A 19,321-nucleotide genomic window follows, 5' to 3' on the forward strand; every position below is an offset into this window, starting at 1 on the left:
GGGCCGGGGGCGACCACTACCGCGGCCCAACCAGTCAGACCGGCTCGGTGACGAAATCGATCAGCCGCTCCATCGCGTTGATCAGCGGCGTCTCCACGTCGGCGAAGCTGTCCACCCGGGACAGGATGCGCCGCCACATGTCGGCCGGCTCGGCCACCCCCAGCGCCGCGCAGACGCCCTCCTTCCAGGGCTGCCCGGGAGTCACCACGGGCCACGCCGCGATCCCGAGCGCCGCCGGGCGTACCGCCTGCCACACGTCGACGTACGGGTGCCCGGTGACCAGCACGTGCGGCGAGGTGACCCGGGCCACGATGCGGCTCTCCTTCGAACCGGGCACGAGATGGTCGACGAGCACGCCGAGCCGGCGACCCGGGCCGGGCGCGAACGCGCGAACCTCGTCGGCGAGCGCATCGATACCGTCCAGCGGTTCCACCACCACGCCCTCGATGCGCAGGTCGTCGCCCCAGATCCGCTCGACCAGCGCGGCGTCGTGCACGCCTTCGACCCAGATCCGGCTGGCCTTGGCGACCTGCGCCCGTACGCCGTCCACAGCGATCGAGCCGGACGCGGTACGGCGGCGCGCGGCGGGCACCGGGGCGCGGGCCGGCCGCCGCAGCGTGACCGGCTGGCCGTCGAGCAGGAACGCGGCGGGCAGCAGCGGGAAGTTGCGTCGCCGCCCGTGCCGGTCCTCCAGCACGACCGCGCCGGAGTCGAAGCCGACCACGGCGCCGCAGAACCCGGAGTCGGCGTCCTCGACCACCAGGTCGGGTTCGGCGTCGACCTCGGGGGTCACCTTCCGTCGTCGCCAGTCGCCGGTCAGCACGTCCCCGTCGTATCGCCTCGCCATGCCGCTGACGCTAACCAGCGCCCCGGCGTGTCGCCCGGCGACGCGCCGACCGGGCCGTCATCCGTCGGCACGAACCGGTGCGAAGGGGGTAGTTGGGGCCAGGTCGCGCCGCCGGAGCGGCAGCCGAGACAGCAGCGGCGCGGAGCACGTACCCTTTCCGCATGTCCTCCCCCGCAACGGGCGCGGCCACGCTGGCTCCGCGCCGGTCGAGCCGGTTCGTCGCCTGGGTGCGTGCCTGGCGAGCCGGTCTCGTGCCGTTCGACGAGGTGGCCGACGCCGTCGCCGGCGACGAGGAGCACCTCGTCGCCGACGCCCCCGGCACCTGGACCGACGTGTCGCTGCGGGAGGCGCTGCCCAGCCTCGCCAGGCACTCACCCGACGACATCCGCCTGGTCCTCCCGGCGCCCGGCGACCCGCGCGGCCTGCCCGGTCCGGGCGCGTTCGCCGGGGCGGCGCTGGTGGCGGGCGAGGCGGTGGTGGCGAGCGGGATGGGGCTGGTGCCCGAGGTCCGTACCCACACCTCCGGTTCCGGGATGACCTGGGAGACCGTGCTCTGGCGGGTTCATCCGCTGCCGGCGGACGCGCCGAAGGCGTCACTGGCCACGCCGGGTGCGGCGGAGGCCGAGGCCGAACTCGCCGCCGTGCTGGCCGAGACCACCGCGACGCTGACCCGGCTGGACGTCGCGCAGTGGCGGCCGGAGCTGGCCGGTGCGCTCGCCGCGCTGCGCCGCCCGGACGGCGCCACCGACCTGCCGCCCGGCTTCGATCCACGGGCCCGCCGCCTGTTCGCCCGCGCCGCGGTGCTGGACCGGGTGCTCGCGCTGGCCGGGGAGAGCGCGCCGGGCGGCGCGGTGAACACCTACGAGGCGCAGCAGCGGGACGCGGCGCTGCGCCCGCTCACCACCGCGTGCCGGCAGGCCCTGGTGGCCGCCTGCAACGCGCCGCTGCGGCTCTAGCGGGCCCGGCAGCGCCCCGGCTCATACCTCGTCGATCAGGTCGGCCACCGAGTCGACGATCCGCGACGGACGGTACGGGTACCGCTCCGCCTCGGTCCGGCTGCTGATCCCGGTGAGCACGAGGATCGTCTCCAGCCCGGCCTCCAAACCGCACAGGATGTCGGTGTCCATCCGGTCGCCGATCATCGCGGTCGACTCGGAGTGCGCGTCGATGGTGTTCAGCGCCGAGCGCATCATCATCGGGTTGGGCTTGCCGACGAAGTACGGGTCGACACCGGTCGCCTTCGAGATCATCGCCGCCACCGAACCGGCCGCCGGCAACGCGCCCTCCATCGACGGGCCGGTGGCGTCCGGGTTGGTGCAGATGAACCGGGCGCCGTCGTTGATCAGCCGGATCGCCTTGGTGATCGCCTCGAAGCTGTAGGTCCGCGTCTCCCCCAGCACCACGTAGTCCGGGGCGAAGTCGCTGAGCACGTACCCCACCGCGTGCAGCGCCGTGGTCAGGCCGGCCTCACCGATGACGTACGCGGTCCCGCCCGGCCGCTGGTCGGCCAGGAACTGGGCGGTCGCCAGCGCCGAGGACCAGATCGCCTCCTCCGGCACGTCCAGCCCCATCCGGGCCAGCCGGGCCTGGAGGTCGCGCGGGGTGTAGATGGAGTTGTTCGTCAGCACCAGGAACGGCTTGCCGGAGGCGCGCAGCTTCTTGACGAACTCCGGGGCGCCGGGCACCGGCTGACCCTCGTGCACCAGCACGCCGTCCATGTCGGTGAGCCAGCTCTGCACCGGCTTGCGGTCAAGCATCGTGTCGTCCCCAGGGGTGTCGTCGGGTCGGGCTCAGGGCCGGCGGGCCGGGGGCACGCAGCACACCGCCGGGCAGGTGTCCCAGGCCGGCAGCTCGCCGAGCCGGCGGCGCAGCCGCTCGCCGTCCGGGGCGGTGCGCTCTGCGACCAGCTCGCGGACCATCGCCACGAACCGCGGGTCGACCCCGGGTGTGCCGGCGCGGACGAAGTCCAGGCCGAGCTGCTTGGCCGTCTCCAGCGCCTCGGTGTCCAGGTCCCACACCACCTCCAGGTGGTCGGAGACGAAGCCGATCGGGCTGACCACCACGCTGGTGACGCCCTGCTCGGGCAGGGTGGCCAGGTGGTCGTTGACGTCCGGCTCCAGCCACGGCACCTGCGGCGGCCCGGACCGGCTCTGCCACACCAGGTCGTACGCCAGATCGGGCGCGGCCGCGGCGTGCACCAGCCGGGCGGCCTCCTCCATCTGGGCGGTGTAGCGGCCGCCGTGCGGGCCGGCGGTGGCGGCCGCCGACATCGGCACCGAGTGCGCGGTGAAGACCAGCCGGGTGCTGTCCCGCTTCGCCGGGTCGAGCTGGGCCAGCGCGGCACGGACCGCGTCGGCGTGCGGCTCGATGAAGCCGGGGTGGTCCCAGAACTGGCGCAGCTTCTCGATCAGCGGGGCGTCCGGGCCGACCGCGGCGCGGGCCGAGGCGATGTCCTCCTGGTACTGGCGGCAGGACGAGTAGCCACCGTACGCGCTGGTGACGAATGCCAGCGCCCGGGTGATCCCGTCGTCGCGCATCCGCGCGACGGTGTCGGCGAGCATCGGATCCCAGTTGCGGTTGCCCCAGTAGACCGGCAGGTCGACACCGTTGGCGGCGAAGTCCTCGCGGATCGCCGCGAGCAGGTCGCGGCACTGCTGGTTGATCGGCGACACCCCGCCGAAGTGCATGTAGTGCTCGGCGACCTCGGCCAGCCGCTCCGGGGGCACCCCCCGCCCCCGGGTCACGTTCTGCAGGAACGGGAGAACGTCCTCGGGCCGTTCCGGGCCACCGAAGGAGACCAGCACCAACGCGTCGTACACCATGGGGCCATTGTTCCTCGCCCGCCGTCACGGCGTGGCGACGCCCCCCTGGTCGGCGCGGTGACCCCCGGGCCGCGGCGTGTTAACAAGGGCCCCTTCCGCTGCACGAGGCGTTAAGAAGGGGCCCTTCCTTACATCTCAGGCGCCGATGGCGTGGTAGCCGCCGTCGACGTGGACGATCTCGCCGGTGGTGGCCGGGAACCAGTCGGACAGCAGCGCCAGGCAGGCCCGGGCGGCGGGCTCGGAGTCGGTCAGGTTCCAGCCCAGCGGGGCCCGCTCGGTCCAGGCGGTCTCGAACTGCTCGAAGCCGGGGATGGACTTGGCCGCGATGGTCCGCAGCGGGCCGGCCGCGACGAGGTTGCTGCGGATGCCCTGCTCGCCCAGGTGCAGCGCCAGGTAGCGGGAGGCGGACTCCAGCCCGGCCTTGGCCACGCCCATCCAGTCGTAGACCGGCCACGCCTTGGTGGCGTCGAACGTGAGACCCACCACGGCACCGCCGGCGGACATCAGCGGCAGCGCCGCCATGGCGAGGGACTTGTACGAGTAGGTGGAGACCTGGAGCGCGGTCGCCACGTCCGCCCAGGGGGCGTCGAGGAAACCGCCGCCGAGGCAGCTCTGCGGGGCGAACCCGATCGAGTGCACGACACCGTCCAGGCCGTCGACGTGCTCGCGTACCTTGTCGGCCAGCCCGGCCAGGTGCTCCTCGTTCGTGACGTCCAACTCGATCACGGGTGCCGGCTCGGGCAGCCGCTTGGCGATCCGCTCCACCAGGGAGAGCCGACCGAAGCCGGTGAGCACGACCTGCGCGCCGTTCTCCTGGGCGAGCTTCGCCACCGAGAAGGCGATCGACGCGTCGGTGATGACGCCGGTGACCAGCAGCCGCTTACCGGCGAGAAGTCCGGACATTGCGTGTCTCCTCCGTGCTCTGCTCAGTGACCCATGCCGAGGCCGCCGTCGACCGGGATGACGGCGCCGGTGACGTATCCGGCCGCGTCCGAGGCGAGCCAGGTGACGACGCCCGCGACCTCGTCCGGGGTGGCCATCCGGCCGGCCGGGATCGACTTGCGGATCTCCGCCTTGCGCTCCTCGGACAGGCCCGCGGTCATGTCGGTGTCGATGAAGCCGGGCGCCACCACGTTCGCGGTGATGTTGCGGGTGCCCAGCTCGCGGGTGATCGAGCGGGCCACGCCGACCAGACCGGCCTTGCTGGCGGCGTAGTTGACCTGACCCGCGCCGCCGGCCAGACCGACCACCGAGGAAATGAAGATCATCCGACCCCAGCGGCCGCGGAGCATCTTCGTCGAGGCCCGCTTGGCGACCCGGAACGAACCGGTCAGGTTGGTGTCGAGAACGCGGGCGAACTGCTCCTCGGACATCCGCATGATCAGCGTGTCGTCGGTGATCCCGGCGTTGGCGACCAGCACCTCCACCGGGCCGAGCTCGGCCTCGATGGCGGTGAACGCGGCATCGACCGACTCGGCGTCGGTAACGTCGCACCGCACCCCGAACAGGCCGTTCTGACGGTCGGCTCCGCCTGCGCCGAACCCCGGCTCGGCTGCGCCGGCACCGGGGACTCCGCCACTGCGGTACGTGACGGCCACCCGGTCGCCCTGCTTGGCGAACGCCTGCGCGATGGCCAGGCCGATCCCCCGGTTCCCGCCGGTCACCAGCACGGTTCGGGCCACGGATCCCCCTCTGCTCCAGTGATCTCTCGGTCGGTCGGAGCCTAGGGGTTACCGACAGGTAAGCGCTAACCCGCGCAGGTCACAGAGCCACCGCGGCCGGGGTCCGCGGGACCGGCAGCCGCGCGTGCGACACGCACACCCCCCGGGTGTACGATCATCGCGTCTGCGGGCCGCTCCGTGCCCGCTCCGGGCTCCGCCGACCGCAGGAGGTGATCGCTGTGCGAGATAGCGATCCTCCCAGTCGTGGCCGGGCCCACCGTCAGCCCCGCTGAGCCACCGCTCGGTCGACGCGGCTGACCCGCTTCCCGCCCTCCGCACCGCATCCGCTCTCCGGCTGACACGCCGGGGCGTGGCCTGCCGCGCGGCGGAGCACCCGGTCACGACTTCGTGCGCGTACGTCCCGACCCCCCACGGCCCCGCACGGGCCGACCGTCGCCACGGAGCACACCCATGAGCCGTTACGTCGCCCCGCTGGGCTTCACCCTCGCCGCCGTCTGGGTGGCGGTCCTGTTCGTGCTGGCCGGCGGCGGTCACTGACCACCGCCGGCCGGTTCCGGCTCAGACCAGCCGGGACGTCCAGAGCAGACTCAGCGCGCCCGCGCACAGCGCCAGCAGCAGCGCGATCCCCGCGTACCACTGGGTGATCTCACGCGGCTCGGTGCGGTAGCCGATCGAGCTGCCCATGTCCTGGTAGACCTGCTTCAGCTCGCTGGCCGACGCGGCCTCGTAGAAGAAGCCCTGGGTGGTCTCCGCGAGCTGGGACAGCGCGGTGCGGTCCACCGGCACCCGCTGGAGCTGCCCGCCGATGTCCACCTGCCCCGAGTCGGTGCCGAACGCGATGGTGGACACCGGCACGTTCGCCGCCTGCGCCGCCGCGGCTGCCTCCTCCACCGAGCGGCCCGACGTGCGGTAGCCGTCGGACAGCAGCACGATCCGGGCCGGCGGGATACCGGCAGCACCGTCGGCCGGCACCGAGCGGATCGCCTCCAGGCAGGTGAAGACCGCCTCGCCGGTGGCGGTCGCCTCGGCCAGCACCAGACCGTCGATCGCTGTGGTGACGGCGGCCCGGTCCTTGGTCGGCGACACCAGCACGTTCGCCGCCTTGGCGAACGAGACGAGCCCCAGGTTGTAGCTCTCCGGCAGCTCGCCGACGAACTGCTTGGCCGCCTCCTGCGCCGCCTCCAGGCGGTTCGGTGACACGTCGTCGGCCTGCATCGACAACGACACGTCGATGGCGAGCATCACGGTGGCCCGTTCCAGCGGCTCCCGGGTGTCGATCGCCGGCCGGGCCAGCCCGGTCGCCAGCACCAGCAGGCAGAGCAGGAACGCGGTGGCCGCGATGTGCCGCCGCCAGCCCAGTCCCTTCGGCGCGACGGTACGCAGCAGGTCGACGTTCGTGAACCGCAGCGCGTACTGCCGGCGGTGCAGTTGCCGCCAGACGTACGCGGCGGCGAGAGCGAGCACCGGCAGCACGGCGAGCAGCCACCACGGTTGCAGAAAACGGATCATCGAGTCGTCCCTCTGGTGCGGGCGTGCCGCTGCGCGGCGACGAAACGCACCATGTCCAGCAGCCAGTCTCGGTCGGTACGCAGGCGCAGGTGGGCCGCGCCCGCGGCGCGCAGCTCGGCGGCGATCGCACCACGCTGGGCGGCCGCCGCCTCGGCGTACCGGCGGCGCAGGCCCGGGTCGGCGGTCTGCACCTCGTGCAGTTCACCGCTCTCCGGGTCGACCACCGGCAGCACCCCCACGTCGGGCAGTTCCAGTTCCCGCGGATCGACCACCTCGACGGCCAGCACGTCGTGGCGGACCCGCAGCTTACGCAGCGGCCGGCCCCACTGCTGCGGCGGCGCGAGGAAGTCGGAGATCACCACCGCCACGCCGCGCCGCCGGGGCGGCCGGTTGAGCATGTCGACGAGCGCGCCGAGGTCGCTGCGGCCGGGCCGGATCTCGGCGCCGGCGACCGCCCGCAGCAGCCCCTGGGCCTCCTTGCGGCCGGAGCGGGCGGGCAGCCGCAGCATCGTCCCCGGCCCGCCGGTGCCGACGACCGCGCCGATCCGGTTGCCGCCCCGCACGGTCAGGTGGGCCAGCGCGGCGACCGCGGCGACCGCCACGTCCCGCTTGAGCCACCGTCCGGAGCCGAAGTCCAGGCTGGCCGACATGTCGACGGCCAGCCAGGTCTCCAGTTCGCGGTCGGCCACGGTACGCCGCACGTGCGGCATCGTGGTGCGGGCGGTGACCGGCCAGTCCATCCGGCGTACGTCGTCGCCGGGCCGGTACTCCCGGGACTCCCCCGCCTCGCTGCCCGGTCCGGGCAGCAGCCCGGCGTAGTCGCCCTGCAGCAGCCCGTCCAGCTTGCGGGTGACCATGAGCTGGAGCCGGGCCAGCACCGCCCCCGAGCGGTCGCCGGCGGCGCTGAGCGGGGCGGGCGGGATCACGGCCGCTGCCCGGGCCATCCGTTGTGCGGGACCGCCGGGGGTGGGGTGGCCTGCTGGCGGGGCGCGACGGCGGGCAGCGGGATGGTCGACATCACCCGGTGCACGATGTGGTCGGCCGGTACGTCGTCGGCGAGCGCGTCGTAGCTGAGCACCAGCCGGTGGCGCAGGATGTCCGGCGCGATGTCCTGCACGTCCTGCGGCAGCGCGTAGTCCCGGCCGCGTAGCAGCGCCAGCGCGCGGGTGGCCCGGACCAGGCCGAGCGACGCGCGCGGGCTGGCCCCGTACTGGATGAGCTGGGCGACGTCGGGCATGCCGTGCTCGGCCGGCGCCCGGGTGGCGAGCACCAGCCGGACCGCGTAGTCGACGAGCGCGTTGTGCACGAACACCTGGTCGGCCTTGTGCTGGAGGGCGACCAGGTCCGGGGTGTCGAACACCCGGGCCGGCTCGGGCGGGGCCACACCCATCCGGTAGACGATCTCGCGCTCCTCGGCGTCGGTCGGGTAGCCCACGACGATCTTCATGAGGAACCGGTCCCGCTGCGCCTCCGGCAGCGGGTAGACGCCCTCCTGCTCGATCGGGTTCTGGGTCGCCATGACCAGGAACGGGTCCGGTACCCGGTGACTCTCGCCGCCGATGGAGACCTGCCGCTCGCTCATCACCTCCAGCAGCGCCGACTGCACCTTGGCCGGCGCGCGGTTGATCTCGTCGGCGAGCAGGAAGTTGACGAAGACCGGGCCCAGCTCGACGTCGAACTTCTCGCTGGACTGCCGGTAGATCCGGGTGCCCATGATGTCTGCGGGCACCAGGTCGGGGGTGAACTGGACCCGGGCGAACGAGCCGCCGACGACGCGGGCCAGGGTCTCCACGGCCAGCGTCTTGGCCACGCCCGGGACGCCCTCCAGCAGGCAGTGACCGCGCGCCAGCAGCGCGACGAACATCCGCTCGACCATCCGGTCCTGGCCGACGATCACCCGCTTGGTCTCGAACAGCGCCCGCTCCAGCAGCGTGGCGTCCTGTGCCGGGGTGGTGCCCACCGGGGGCGGTGCGTCCGGCGCCACCTCGGTCGGGTTCGGCACGTCGGGTGTGGTCGGCTGGGCCACCGGTCCTCCACAGCAGGGTCGTCGTCGCGGCGTGGTGCGTATCAAGACTGTCATGCCTTGCTGAGAGCCGAGGGTGGGAGAGGCACGATTTTCGCCGCGCCGTCCGGCCACGCCGTTCCGCCGCGCAGGAAACGCTGAACACGGGTGGACAACAAGGGGTACGCGGTGTGTACGATTCACCCCGTCGCCGGGCGGCTCCCCCCGTGGCCGCCCGGCGCTAAAACTCCCGGCGTGCGGCCTCTAGACTCGCCCCGGTGACGACTCCCACCACCCCGGACGAGACGCTGATCTGCTCGGCGCGGGGGTGTCGCGCACCCGCCGCGTACCAGCTCCGCTGGCACAATCCCCGCCTGCACGCGCCCGACCGGCGCAAGACCTGGCTGGCCTGCCCGGACCACCGCGGCTCGCTCGGTGACTTCCTCGACGCACGCGGCTTCCTCCGCGAGGTGGTCCCGCTTCCCTGATCGCCTACGCTCGAAGCGTGAGCGAGCAGACGAACCGAGCCCGTACCGGCGGCGAGCACGGCGGGTCCTCCCGGTGAGCGGTGACGGCCCCGCCGGCCTCCCGCCCGCCTCGCGCAGCGCGTTGGAGCCCTGGCCCGACACGGTCCGCTGGCAGCCGATCTCCCGTGACCTGATCTGGGTGGAGCTGATCCGGCTCGGCATCGGGCTGGCGGTGGCGCTCGTGGTGCTCGGCGTGGCCTGGGCGCTGGCCGGGCACTGGCTGCTCGGCGCCGCCGTGGGCGGGGCGCTGCTGCTGGGCGTCTGGCGGGCGATCACCATCGTGCGGGCGGTCCGCGCCTGGGGGTACGCCGAGCGCGACGACGACCTGCTCGTGCGGCACGGCCTGCTGGTGCGGCGGCTGTCCATCGTGCCGTACTCGCGGATGCAGTTCGTCGACGTGAGCGCGGGTCCGCTGGAGCGCGCCTTCGACCTCGCGACCGTGCAGCTGCACACGGCGGCCGCCGCGAGTGACGCCCGTGTGCCGGGGCTGCGTCCGGCCGAGGCGTCCCGGCTGCGCGACCGGCTGACCGCGCTGGGCGAGGACCGGGCGGAGGGCCTGTGAGCGATCGGAGCGACTCCGGCGCCCCGCCGCCCTCCGAGGACCGGCCCGGCCCGGCGCAGTCTCCTGCTCCGGAACAGTCACCGGTTCAGGGGCAGCCCGGACCGGGACAGCCCGGACCGGGGCAGCCGGCGAACGGGCATCCGTGGCCGCCGGCGCCGGGTTACGGCCCGCCCGCCGCGCCGCCCGTCCCCGGCCCGCTCGGATACGTGCCGGCACCCGGATACGGGCCGCCGCCCGGCCCCGACGCGGCGCCCGGGCCGTGGCCCGCGCCGCTGCCGCCGTACCCGGGTCCGTGGGGTCCGGCGGCCGGGCCACCCCCCGGTGGTGCGGAACCCCGGCAGCGGCTGCATCCGCTCAGCCCGGCGCTGCACGGCGCGAAGTCGCTGGTCGTGGTGATCGCCGGGCTCTCCTGGTCGACGCTGTCGCGGGTCGGGTTCGGCTGGTTCGCGGTGCTGGTCACGGTCTTCGTGCTCGGCGCCACCGTGCTGTCGGTGGTGAGCTGGTGGAACACCGGCTACCACCTGGTGGGCCGCGAGCTGCGCGTGTACGAGGGCCTGCTGTGGCGGCGCACCCGGGCCATCCCGCTGGAGCGGTTGCAGGCGGTGGAGGTGGTCCGGCCCCTGCTGGCCCAGCTCACCGGCCTGGCCGAGCTGCGGCTGGAGGTGGTCGGCGGGGGCAAGACCGAGGCGCCGCTGGCCTACCTCAGCGTGGCCGAGGCCACCGCGCTGCGGCAGCGGCTGCTCGCGGTCGCCGGTCGTTGCGCCCCGGGGCCGGCTCCGTCGGCCGAGCCCGGCGCGCCGGCCGCGCCCGTGCCGGAAGGTCGCCGGGTGCACGCCGTGCGCAACCAGGACCTGCTGGTCAGCCAGTTGCTCACGCCGCAGGCGTTCCTGCTGCCGGTCGGCCTGGTGTTCGTCGGCGCACAGTTCCTGTCCGAGGGCTCGTGGTCGTTCATCGCGGTGGCCAGCACGCTCACCGCGATGGCCGGCGTGGTTCTGCAACCGATCCGTCGCGTGCTCGACGACTGGAGCTTCCGGCTCGACCGGGACGACGGCACGCTGCGCGTGCACAACGGGCTGCTGGAGACGCGGATGCAGACCGTGCCGCTGCACCGGGTGCAGACCGTACGGGCGACCTGGCCGCTGCTGTGGCGGATGAAGGGGTGGCTGCGGCTGCGGCTGGAGGTTGCCGGCTACTCGGCCGGTGAGGTCGAGGACCGCAACCGCCCGGACCGGCTGCTACCGGTCGGCGACGCGGAGACCGGCGTGCTGGTCGTGGCGGAGGTGCTGCCCGGCGTACGGCTGGACGCGCTGCCCGCCACTGCGCCCCCGTCCCGGGCCCGGTGGCTGCGCCCGCTGAGCCGCAAGGTCGTCGGTGCCGGTCTCGACGAGCAGGTCTTCGTGGCCCGGTCCGGGCTGCTGACCAGGCAGGTGACGCTGGTGCCGTACGCCCGGATCCAGAGCGTGCGCGTCACCCGCGGTCCGGTGCAACGACTGCTGCGGCTGGCCACCGTGCACGCGGACACCGCCGGTGGGGCCGGGGCGGCGGCCGTCCACCGGGACCTGGCCGACGCGTGGGAGCTGGCCGCGGAGCTGACCGAGCGGTCGCGGGCCGCACGCCGGACCGACGACGACAGCTGACCGCCGGACCGAACCGGGGCAGGTCGGGCCAGGCCGGAACACGGCCGTGGTGACGGTGACGGCACGGTCCGCCGGGAATCGGTGGACCGTGCCGGGTGCTACCGGCGCTCGGCGGGCACCGCCTCCCGGTCGCCGGCCGCCCGGTCCGGGGTGTCGCCGGCGGTGTCGCCGTCGGCGGGCGGGGCGCCGGCCGCGACGGCGGGCTCGCCGGGCCGCCGGGCCTGCCGCGCCGCCCACCAGCGCTCGGCCAGGCCGACCACCAGGAACGTCATGCCCACGTACGCCCAGCCGACCAGCACGTCGATCAGGTAGTGCTCGCCGCTGTACATCAGCGTGAACGTCATGGCCAGCGGATACGAGAGCATCAGCGGCCACCAGCGCTTACGTGCCGACCGCATGAAGAACAGCACCACGAACAGCGCGAACGCGGTGTGCAGCGACGGCATCGCGGCCACCGGGTTGGAGGCGATCTGCCCGGCGTTGAGCAGGTTGCCCGCGCCGTGCATGCCGACTTCCTTCCAGCCCCGGGTGGAGATCCGCGCGACCTCGGTCAGCAGGCCGTTCTGCGCCGCCCACCACGGCGGCGCGGCCGGGTAGGCGAAGTAGGTGACCAGTCCGGCCGCGCACAGGAAGCCCCAGCGGGCCATGTACGCGATCCAGCGCCGGCGGTTACGCATCCACAGCACGGCCGCGGCGGCGAACGTCGCCACGAAGTGCGAGAAGTAGATCCAGCTCACCAGCACGTCCCACCAGCGCACCTCGGCCGGGTCGTACAGGCGCTCCTGGAGCCAGATCGTCGGCACCTCGCCGCCGGTGAGCCAGCCGGTGAGGAAGCGGTCGGCGACGATCAGTTCCATCGCGTGCGGGGTGGCGCCGTTGTCGGCGAACCCCCGGGACAGGTTGTACGCGGCGAGCAGCAGCACCACCGGGATCCAGTCCCGGGCGAACCGCAGGTGGCTGCGCCACGGGCGGGCCGAGTTCCACGCGATCGTGCCGGCCCAGATCCACAGGAACGCGTACGCCGGGTCGGTGGGCAGCCCGATGGCGAGCCACGCGACGACGAACGCGACACCCCACACGGTCATCGCGATCACACGGCGGCGCCCGCCGTCGGGCGACTCGGTGGTCGCGGCGGGGGCGGGGGTCGGAGATTGTGTCTGCTCGGCCATCGCGGACAAGGTTAACGGCGGGCAACCAGCGGGCATGCGGGCGGGCGGTGGCGGCCCGGACGCCGGACGGCCGCGGGCCGGCTGCACTAGGCTCGGCCGCATGCAGGAGCAGCCGGAGCCGCCCTTCGCGCCGGGCCTGACCGCCCGGGTCGAGCTGACAGTGACCGACGCCGACACCGCGCAGGCGGTCGGCTCCGGGGACGTGCCGGTGCTCGGCACCCCCCGGGTGCTGGCGCTGGCCGAGGCGGCGACGGTGGCCGCCACCGCGACCCGGATGCCGTCCGGGTCCACCACCGTCGGCGTGCGGGTCGAGCTTGAGCACCGCGCGGCCACCCCGGTGGGGCGTACCGTGACGGCCCACGCCGAGCTGGTGAAGGTCGACGGGAAGCGGCTCGTCTTCGACGTCACAGTCACCGACGGCCCCACCGTTGCGGCGCAGGGTCGCGTCGAACGGGCGCTGGTCGACCGGCAGCGCTTCGTCGAGCGGGCCGTGCGCCAGTCATGACCGCCGGGTTCGCGGAGGTCGCCGCCGGGGTGCACGTACGACGCGAGCCGGTGCTCGCGGTGAACGTCGTGCTGGTGGTCGGTGACGGCGCGGCGCTGCTCGTCGACACCCTCTCCACCGCCGGTCAGGCCCGGGAGCTGGCGGAGGCGGCGCGGGCGGTCACGCCGTACCCGTGGACGATCGTGAACACGCACCACCACTTCGACCACTGCTTCGGCAACGCCACGCTGGCCGGGCCGGAGACCGCGATCTACGCGCAGGCCCAGGCCGCGGCGGCGCTGCGGGACCGGTCCGACGCGGTACGCCGGGCCGCGTACGAGGAGATGCGCGCCGGGCATCCGGCGCTGGCCGAGGAGCTGGCGCGCACCGAGCTGCGGGCGCCGACGCACGAGGTACGCGAGGAGACGGTGCTCGACGTGGGCGGCCGGCGGGTGGTGCTGCGCCATCCCGGGCACGGGCACACCGACAGCGACCTGGTGGTGCACGTGCCGGACGCGGACGTGGTGGTCGCGGGTGACCTGGTGGAGCAGAGCGGGCCACCGGCGTTCGAGGAGTCGTACCCCCTGCGGTGGCCGGACGCGCTGGCCGACCTGCTGCGGATGACCACGCCCGCGACGGTGGTGGTGCCCGGTCACGGCGAGCCGGTCGGTGTGGACTTCGTCCGCGAACAGCACGCGCAGCTCGCGCGGCAGGCGTGGCTGATCCGCGCCGGGCACACCGGCAGCGCACCGCCGGAGCGGGTGGCGGCCGAGTCGCCGTTCGGCGCCCGGCCGGGCCTGATCGCCGCCCGCCGCGGCTACGCGGAGCTGGACGGAACGGCCTGACCGGCGGCCGGGCTCAGCCGGGGTCGGCCAGGATCTCGCGGAGGCGGTTGCGGCACTCGGCGACGAACGCCGGGAACGTGTCCCAGTAGTACGAGACGCCGCTGGCCGCCACGCCGAGCGCCCAGGCACGGGCCCGCGCCCAGGTCACGTCGTTCACACCGAGCGCCTCCCGGTAGGCGTGCCGGGCCTGCGGCGGGAGGTCCCAGATCGGCGCGTGTTCGGCGTCGGGGTGGCCGACGGTCAGGCCGCCGAAGTCGATGACCGCGCACAGCCGACCCTCGTGCACGAGCAGGTTGGTGGGCTTGAGGTCGCCGTGCAGCCAGACGTGCGGGCCCGCGGGTTCGGGCAGGGTGAGGGCGTCCCGCCAGAGCCGGACCAGGGTGTCGACGTCCGTCTCGTCGCCGATGTGCCTCCGGCAGTCCTCCAGCGCCGCCGAGATCCAGGTGTCGCAGGGGTGGAGGCTGCCACCGCGGTACCCGTTCAGCGCGCCCGCGCGGGTCGCACCGAGCAGGTCGGCCGCGTGCAGGCGCCGGACGAACACGGCCAGGTCGGCGCCGAGGGCGGCCCAGTCCGCGACCGTGCCGGGCCGTACCTCGTCGCCCGGTATCCACCGCTGCACCGACCACGGCAGCGGGAAGGCGTCGGCCGGGACGCCGGCGTACACCGGTTCGGGCACCCGGTACGGCAGCAGCGGCGCGAGCCGGGGCAGCCACTGCTGTTCCTTGCGCAGGGCACCGGCCTTCTCCGCGGTGCGGGGCAGCCGGACGAGCAGGTCGTCGCCGAGCCGGTACATCGTGTTGTCGGTCCCGGCGCCGGCCGGCGTCAGCGGCAGCGCGGCCCACTCGGGGCGCTGGCCGGTCAGCAACGCCCGGACGATCTCCTCGTCCACGGGTACCTCGTCCTGGTGCAACGCCATCCGGTGATCATGCGGGGCGGGACGCCGCGGCGGCCACCGGGTTTCCGGCGGGCCGCCCGGGCGGTTCCGGCCGGGCGGCCCGCAGGGCGCCGAGCAGCGCGTCGAGGTGCGGGGCGGCGGCCAGGATCGCCGCCCGTGCGGCCGGGTCCAGCTCGGTCAGTGCCTCGTCGAGCAGCGCGGCACGGTTGGTCTCGTAGTCGGCCATCCGCGCCCGGGCGGCGTCGGTCACGCGCAGCCGCAGCACGCGGCGGTCGCCGGGGTCGCGGTCCCGGGCCAGGAGCCCGGCGTCGGTGAGGTCGCGGACCAGTGTGCTCACCGTGTTGGGGGCGGTGCAGAGGCGCCGGGCCACCTCCTTGCCGCTGATCCCCGGTGTCTCCCGCACCAGCAGGAGCACCTCCACCTGCGCCTCGGGCAGCGGGTCTCGTCCGACGCGCGCACCGGTCCGGCGGCGCAGGAGGCGGTGCAGCTCCCCCACGACCGCTCCGACGCGCGCGACCTGCTCGTTCGTCGCCACGGGGCCACCCGCCTCACATCGCAACAGTTCTGACTACAGATGTAAGGTACCCGGACGCACCGGATCCAGGGGGTACCCACTCGTGAGCAACGCCGCGCCGACCGCCGCGCGCCCGGCCGCCGACCGCGCCACCGCGTCCACCGGCGGCGTGACACTGCTGGTGCTACTCGGCACGCTCACCGCGATCGGCCCGCTGTCGCTGGACATGTACCTGCCCGCGTTCCCGGCCATGACCCGCGACCTCGGCGCCGACCAGGCCGGCATCCAGCTCTCGCTGACCACCTGCCTGATCGGACTCGCCCTGGGTCAGCTCGTCACCGGTCCGCTCAGCGACCGCTGGGGGCGCCGCCGTCCGGCGCTGGTCGGCGTGGTCGCGTACACGGTGCTGGCGCTGGCGTGCGCCGCGGCGCCGAACGCCCCGCTGCTGGCCGCCGTGCGGTTCGCCCAGGGCGTCGCCGGCGGCATGGGCGTGGTGGTCGCCCGCGCGGTGGTCCGCGACCTCTACTCCGGACGGGACGCCGCGAAGTACTTCTCCCGGCTCACCCTGGTCTTCGGGGTGGCGCCGGTGGCGGCGCCGAGCGTGGGCAGCCTGGTGCTCCGGTTCGGCTCGTGGCGGGCCGTCTTCGTGACGCTCGCCGTCATCGGGGTGGTGCTCGCCGTCGCGGTCGCGCTGCGCCTGCCGGAGACCCTGCCGCCGCAGCGCCGCAGCACCGGCGGCCTGGGCGCCACCGTCCGGACCATGCGGTCGCTGCTCGCCGACCGGGTCTACCTCGGGTACGCGCTGACGCAGGGCTTCGCGTTCGCCGGACTGTTCGCGTACATCTCCGGGTCGTCGTTCGTGTTCCAGGACGTCTTCGGCGTCTCCGCGGCGGTGTTCAGCGTCATCTTCGGCGTCAACGCGCTCGCCCTGGTCGCGGTCGGGCAGGCCAACGCCCGGCTGCTCGACCGGTCCACGCCACGCCGGCTGCTGGTCACCACACTCGTGGCCGGCCTGGTCACGGCGGTCGGCGTGCTGACCGGCGCGCTGGCCGGCAGCCTGGCCGTGACGGCGGTGGCGCTGTTCGCCTTCGTCGGCTCGCTCGGCATGGTGATGCCCAACAGCACCGCGCTGGCGCTGGACGCGCACGCCCGGCACGCGGGCACCGCCGCCGCGCTGATGGGCGGCCTCCAGTCGGTGGTCGGCGCGCTGGCCGCGCCGCTGGTCGGGCTCGGCGGGGAGGGCAGCGCGCTGCCGATGGCGGTGGTCCTGGCCGGCGCCGCCTTCCTGTCGCTGACCGCCGTCCTGACGCTGGCCCGCCCGCGCGCGTGAGCCCGCCCGCGCGTATGAGCCCGCCCGCCCGCGTCAGGGCCGGGTGTTATAAAGGGGCCCCTGCTCTACCGGAGGCGTTAAGAAGGGGCCCTTCCTTCCCCGCGAAGCGGGTTTCGACAGCGGTGCGGGTGGGCATGGCGGTGGCGCCGCCCGGTGACTCGCACACCACCGCCGCCACCCGCAGCGCGAACGCGACCCGCTCCTGCCAGCCGGCCGGGTCGGTGGGCTCACCGGCGGCCAGCAGCTCGGCGATCAGCGCGCCCATGACCGAGTCGCCCGCGCCAGTGGCGTCCACCGCGTCCACCTTGGGCGCGGGTACGCGTACCACGTCGTCGGCGGCGGCGACCAGGGCACCGTCCGCGCCGAGCGTGACCACGACGGTGCTCGCGCCCAGCTCCCGCAGGTACGCGGCGACGCCCTCGACCGGCTCGTCCGGGTAGAGCAGCCGCGCGTCGGCGGCGCTGAGCTTGACCAGGTGCGCGGCGGCGGCGAACTCGGCGACCACCGCCCGCAGCCCGTCCAGCGCGCCCGGCGCGGTGAGCAGGCGGGGCCGCACGTTCGGGTCGAACACCCGCAGCGCGCCCGCGATCGACCAGGCGCGGCGGGCGGCGGCCAGCACCGGCGGGTCGAGCAGCACTATCGACCCGCAGTAGAGCACGTCAGCGCCCTCGACAAGCGCCACGTCCAGATCGTCCGGGCCGAGCAGCGCGTACGAGCGGGGCTCGCCGTAGAAGCGGAAGTCCGGCTCCGGGCCGGCGAACGTCGCCACGGCGAGCGCTGTGGGCGCCGGCACCGTCACCGTCCCGCTGACGTCCACACCCGCGCCGGTGAGGAACGCGCGGATCCGTCCGGCCAGCGCGTCGTCGCCGAGCGACCCGACGAACCGCGCGTCCCCGCCGAGCCGGGCGGTCGCCACCGCCACGTTGAGCGGGCCGCCGCCGATCGCCTGCCGGTAGACGGGTTCCCCGTCGTGCTCGGCGTCGAGCAGGTCCACCAGTGCCTCGCCGAGCACCACCGCGTAACCCATCCTGGCTCCCCTCGTCGTCCTCCCTCGATCCTGGCGCATGCCGGGTGGCGGCGCGCCTCGACCCAGACATCGAGCAGCACCTATTGCGACGGGCGGCCGGACGTGGTGGGATGGCGGTGCCGGGTGACGACGCGGGGGCTGCCGCGTCGCCGGCCGCCGGGTCGAGCCGACGCGAGGGCATCCACGGTCCGTGGCAACGGACCGCAGGCGGTGCGCGCCCGCCGACGGCCCCGGCCGCACGCCGACCGGGCGCGGGCACCGCGATCGTCGCATCCGCTCGTCGAAGCGGGGCGGGCCGGACCGGCCACGCTCCGCGAGTCAGGAGATCCCGTGCACCGAACCCGTACGGCCGCGTTGCTCACCGCGGCCGCCACCCTGGCCCTGGGCGCGTTCGCCCTGGCCACCAACTCCGGACCGGCGGCCGCGCACGGCGCGGCCATGACGCCGGGCGCCCGCACCTACCTGTGCTGGAAGGACGGCCTCACCGGAACCGGTGAGATCCGGCCGAACAACCCCGCCTGCTCGTCGGCGGTGGCCACGAGCGGGGCGAACTCGCTGTACAACTGGTTCAGCGTGTTGCGCTCCGACGCCGGCGGGCGGACCGTCGGGTTCATCCCCGACGGCAAGCTGTGCAGCGGCGGCAACCCCGGCTTCAGCGGGTACGACGCGGCGCGCAACGACTGGCCAGTCACCCACCTGACCGCGGGCCGGTCGATCGAGTTCCGGTACAGCAACTGGGCCCACCACCCGGGCACGTTCTACTTCTACGTGACCAAGAACAGCTGGAGCCCGAACCGGCCGCTGGCCTGGAGCGACCTGGAGGAGCAGCCGTTCCTGCAGGTGACCAACCCGCCGCAGCGCGGCGCTGTGGGTACCAACAACGGCCACTACTACTTCAGCGGCAACCTGCCGTCGAACAAGAGCGGCCGGCACATCATCTACTCGCGCTGGGTCCGTTCGGACAGCCAGGAGAACTTCTTCGGCTGCTCCGACGTGACGTTCGACGGCGGCAACGGCGAGGTGACCGGGATCGGCTCGGGCGGCAGCCCCGGCCCGACCACCCCGGCGCCGACCACGCCCGCGCCGACCACCCCGGCACCGACCACGCCCGCGCCGACGACCAGCCCGACCATGCCGCCGCCGGGCAGCGGCGCCTGCATGGCGGTGTACAAGGTGGTCAGCGCCTGGCAGGGCGGCTTCCAGGGCGAGGTCGAGATCATGAACCACAGCACCCGGACGTACTCCGGGTGGACGGCGAACTGGACCTGGCCCAGCGGCCAGACCATCAACCAGGTGTGGAACGGCACGTTGAGCGGCAGCGGGGCGTCGGTGAGCGTCTCCAACGCCGCCTACAACGGCAGCGTCCCACCCGAGGGTCGGACCACGTTCGGCTTCACCGCGAACTTCTCCGGAACCAACTCCCTGCCCACTGTCACCTGCACCGGCAGGTGACCCCGCAGTGAGGAGGG

General features: G+C 74.3%; 20 protein-coding genes. 8 read left to right on the plus strand and 12 right to left on the minus strand.

All coding sequences use genetic code 11. The features are described 5' to 3' along the window. Positions 1-34: 34 nt before the first annotated feature. Positions 35-847 (minus strand): DUF3097 domain-containing protein, encoded by an 813-nt coding sequence (locus GA0070215_RS19050; RefSeq protein WP_091048113.1) that lies wholly within the window; start codon positions 845-847, stop codon positions 35-37. Between the two features lie 161 nt (positions 848-1,008). Here GA0070215_RS19050 and GA0070215_RS19055 point away from each other — a divergent pair, with 161 nt between their 5' ends. After that, positions 1,009-1,803: a hypothetical protein gene (locus GA0070215_RS19055; RefSeq protein ID WP_018788362.1), complete on the plus strand. Its 795-nt coding sequence runs from the start codon at positions 1,009-1,011 to the stop codon at positions 1,801-1,803. A gap of 21 nt (positions 1,804-1,824) precedes the next feature. Here GA0070215_RS19055 and GA0070215_RS19060 read toward each other — a convergent pair whose 3' ends face one another. From GA0070215_RS19060 to GA0070215_RS19090, 7 genes are all read right to left on the minus strand, one after another. Continuing rightward, on the minus strand, positions 1,825-2,604 hold the full coding sequence (locus GA0070215_RS19060) for an HAD-IIA family hydrolase (RefSeq protein WP_091048117.1): 780 nt from the start codon (positions 2,602-2,604) through the stop codon (positions 1,825-1,827). Between the two features lie 33 nt (positions 2,605-2,637). Continuing rightward, a complete protein-coding gene (locus tag GA0070215_RS19065; protein WP_091048120.1) occupies positions 2,638-3,669 on the minus strand; it encodes a ferrochelatase in 1,032 nt (343 codons plus the stop codon). A gap of 135 nt (positions 3,670-3,804) precedes the next feature. After that, positions 3,805-4,572, minus strand: coding sequence for an enoyl-ACP reductase FabI (gene fabI, locus GA0070215_RS19070; protein WP_018788365.1), 768 nt, complete (start codon positions 4,570-4,572; stop codon positions 3,805-3,807). Between the two features lie 23 nt (positions 4,573-4,595). Continuing rightward, a complete protein-coding gene (gene fabG, locus GA0070215_RS19075; RefSeq protein WP_018788366.1) occupies positions 4,596-5,351 on the minus strand; it encodes a 3-oxoacyl-ACP reductase FabG in 756 nt (251 codons plus the stop codon). Positions 5,352-5,909: 558 nt separating this feature from the next. Continuing rightward, positions 5,910-6,860: a VWA domain-containing protein gene (locus GA0070215_RS19080; protein ID WP_018788367.1), complete on the minus strand. Its 951-nt coding sequence runs from the start codon at positions 6,858-6,860 to the stop codon at positions 5,910-5,912. Continuing rightward, positions 6,857-7,804, minus strand: coding sequence for a DUF58 domain-containing protein (locus GA0070215_RS19085; protein WP_018788368.1), 948 nt, complete (start codon positions 7,802-7,804; stop codon positions 6,857-6,859). Before GA0070215_RS19085 ends, GA0070215_RS19080 begins: the two co-directional genes overlap by 4 nt. Next, complete coding sequence (locus tag GA0070215_RS19090) at positions 7,783-8,886, minus strand: AAA family ATPase (RefSeq protein WP_018788369.1); 1,104 nt, start codon at positions 8,884-8,886, stop codon at positions 7,783-7,785. The genes GA0070215_RS19085 and GA0070215_RS19090 overlap by 22 nt, the downstream gene beginning before the upstream one ends. A gap of 254 nt (positions 8,887-9,140) precedes the next feature. Here GA0070215_RS19090 and GA0070215_RS19095 point away from each other — a divergent pair, with 254 nt between their 5' ends. The 3 genes from GA0070215_RS19095 to GA0070215_RS19105 all read left to right on the plus strand — a co-directional run bounded on the left by GA0070215_RS19095 (position 9,141) and on the right by GA0070215_RS19105 (position 11,588). Beyond that, positions 9,141-9,350, plus strand: a complete 210-nt coding sequence (locus tag GA0070215_RS19095; protein ID WP_018788370.1) for a hypothetical protein — start codon at positions 9,141-9,143, stop codon at positions 9,348-9,350. A gap of 73 nt (positions 9,351-9,423) precedes the next feature. Beyond that, on the plus strand, positions 9,424-9,951 hold the full coding sequence (locus GA0070215_RS19100) for a PH domain-containing protein (RefSeq protein ID WP_018788371.1): 528 nt from the start codon (positions 9,424-9,426) through the stop codon (positions 9,949-9,951). A gap of 206 nt (positions 9,952-10,157) precedes the next feature. Beyond that, a complete protein-coding gene (locus GA0070215_RS19105) occupies positions 10,158-11,588 on the plus strand; it encodes a PH domain-containing protein (protein ID WP_377468061.1) in 1,431 nt (476 codons plus the stop codon). A gap of 98 nt (positions 11,589-11,686) precedes the next feature. On the opposite strand, the gene GA0070215_RS19110 is transcribed toward GA0070215_RS19105, so the two are convergent. Continuing rightward, positions 11,687-12,757, minus strand: coding sequence for a phosphatase PAP2 family protein (locus tag GA0070215_RS19110; protein WP_091048124.1), 1,071 nt, complete (start codon positions 12,755-12,757; stop codon positions 11,687-11,689). A gap of 100 nt (positions 12,758-12,857) precedes the next feature. Here GA0070215_RS19110 and GA0070215_RS19115 point away from each other — a divergent pair, with 100 nt between their 5' ends. After that, positions 12,858-13,262, plus strand: coding sequence for a thioesterase family protein (locus GA0070215_RS19115; RefSeq protein ID WP_018788374.1), 405 nt, complete (start codon positions 12,858-12,860; stop codon positions 13,260-13,262). Continuing rightward, on the plus strand, positions 13,259-14,086 hold the full coding sequence (locus tag GA0070215_RS19120; protein ID WP_091048128.1) for an MBL fold metallo-hydrolase: 828 nt from the start codon (positions 13,259-13,261) through the stop codon (positions 14,084-14,086). Before GA0070215_RS19115 ends, GA0070215_RS19120 begins: the two co-directional genes overlap by 4 nt. 13 nt (positions 14,087-14,099) lie before the next feature. Here GA0070215_RS19120 and GA0070215_RS19125 read toward each other — a convergent pair whose 3' ends face one another. Then, positions 14,100-15,002: an aminoglycoside phosphotransferase family protein gene (locus GA0070215_RS19125; protein ID WP_091048132.1), complete on the minus strand. Its 903-nt coding sequence runs from the start codon at positions 15,000-15,002 to the stop codon at positions 14,100-14,102. Positions 15,003-15,009: 7 nt separating this feature from the next. Continuing rightward, positions 15,010-15,516 carry a MarR family winged helix-turn-helix transcriptional regulator gene (locus GA0070215_RS19130; protein WP_091048136.1) on the minus strand — a complete coding sequence of 169 codons (507 nt, stop codon included), beginning with the start codon at positions 15,514-15,516 and terminating at the stop codon, positions 15,010-15,012. 82 nt (positions 15,517-15,598) lie between these two features. Here GA0070215_RS19130 and GA0070215_RS19135 point away from each other — a divergent pair, with 82 nt between their 5' ends. After that, entirely contained in the window at positions 15,599-16,825 is a 1,227-nt protein-coding gene (locus GA0070215_RS19135; protein ID WP_091048139.1) for a multidrug effflux MFS transporter, read from the plus strand. Between the two features lie 46 nt (positions 16,826-16,871). Here the strand turns inward: GA0070215_RS19135 and GA0070215_RS19140 are convergent, their stop codons facing one another. After that, entirely contained in the window at positions 16,872-17,852 is a 981-nt protein-coding gene (locus tag GA0070215_RS19140; protein ID WP_091048143.1) for a carbohydrate kinase family protein, read from the minus strand. A 330-nt stretch (positions 17,853-18,182) separates the two neighbouring features. On the opposite strand from GA0070215_RS19140, the gene GA0070215_RS19145 reads away from it, so the two are divergent. Beyond that, entirely contained in the window at positions 18,183-19,304 is a 1,122-nt protein-coding gene (locus GA0070215_RS19145; RefSeq protein ID WP_091048147.1) for a lytic polysaccharide monooxygenase auxiliary activity family 9 protein, read from the plus strand. The last annotated feature ends 17 nt before the right edge of the window (positions 19,305-19,321 follow it).

The sequence above is a fragment of the Micromonospora marina genome (genome assembly GCF_900091565.1).
Lineage (GTDB): Bacteria > Actinomycetota > Actinomycetes > Mycobacteriales > Micromonosporaceae > Micromonospora > Micromonospora marina.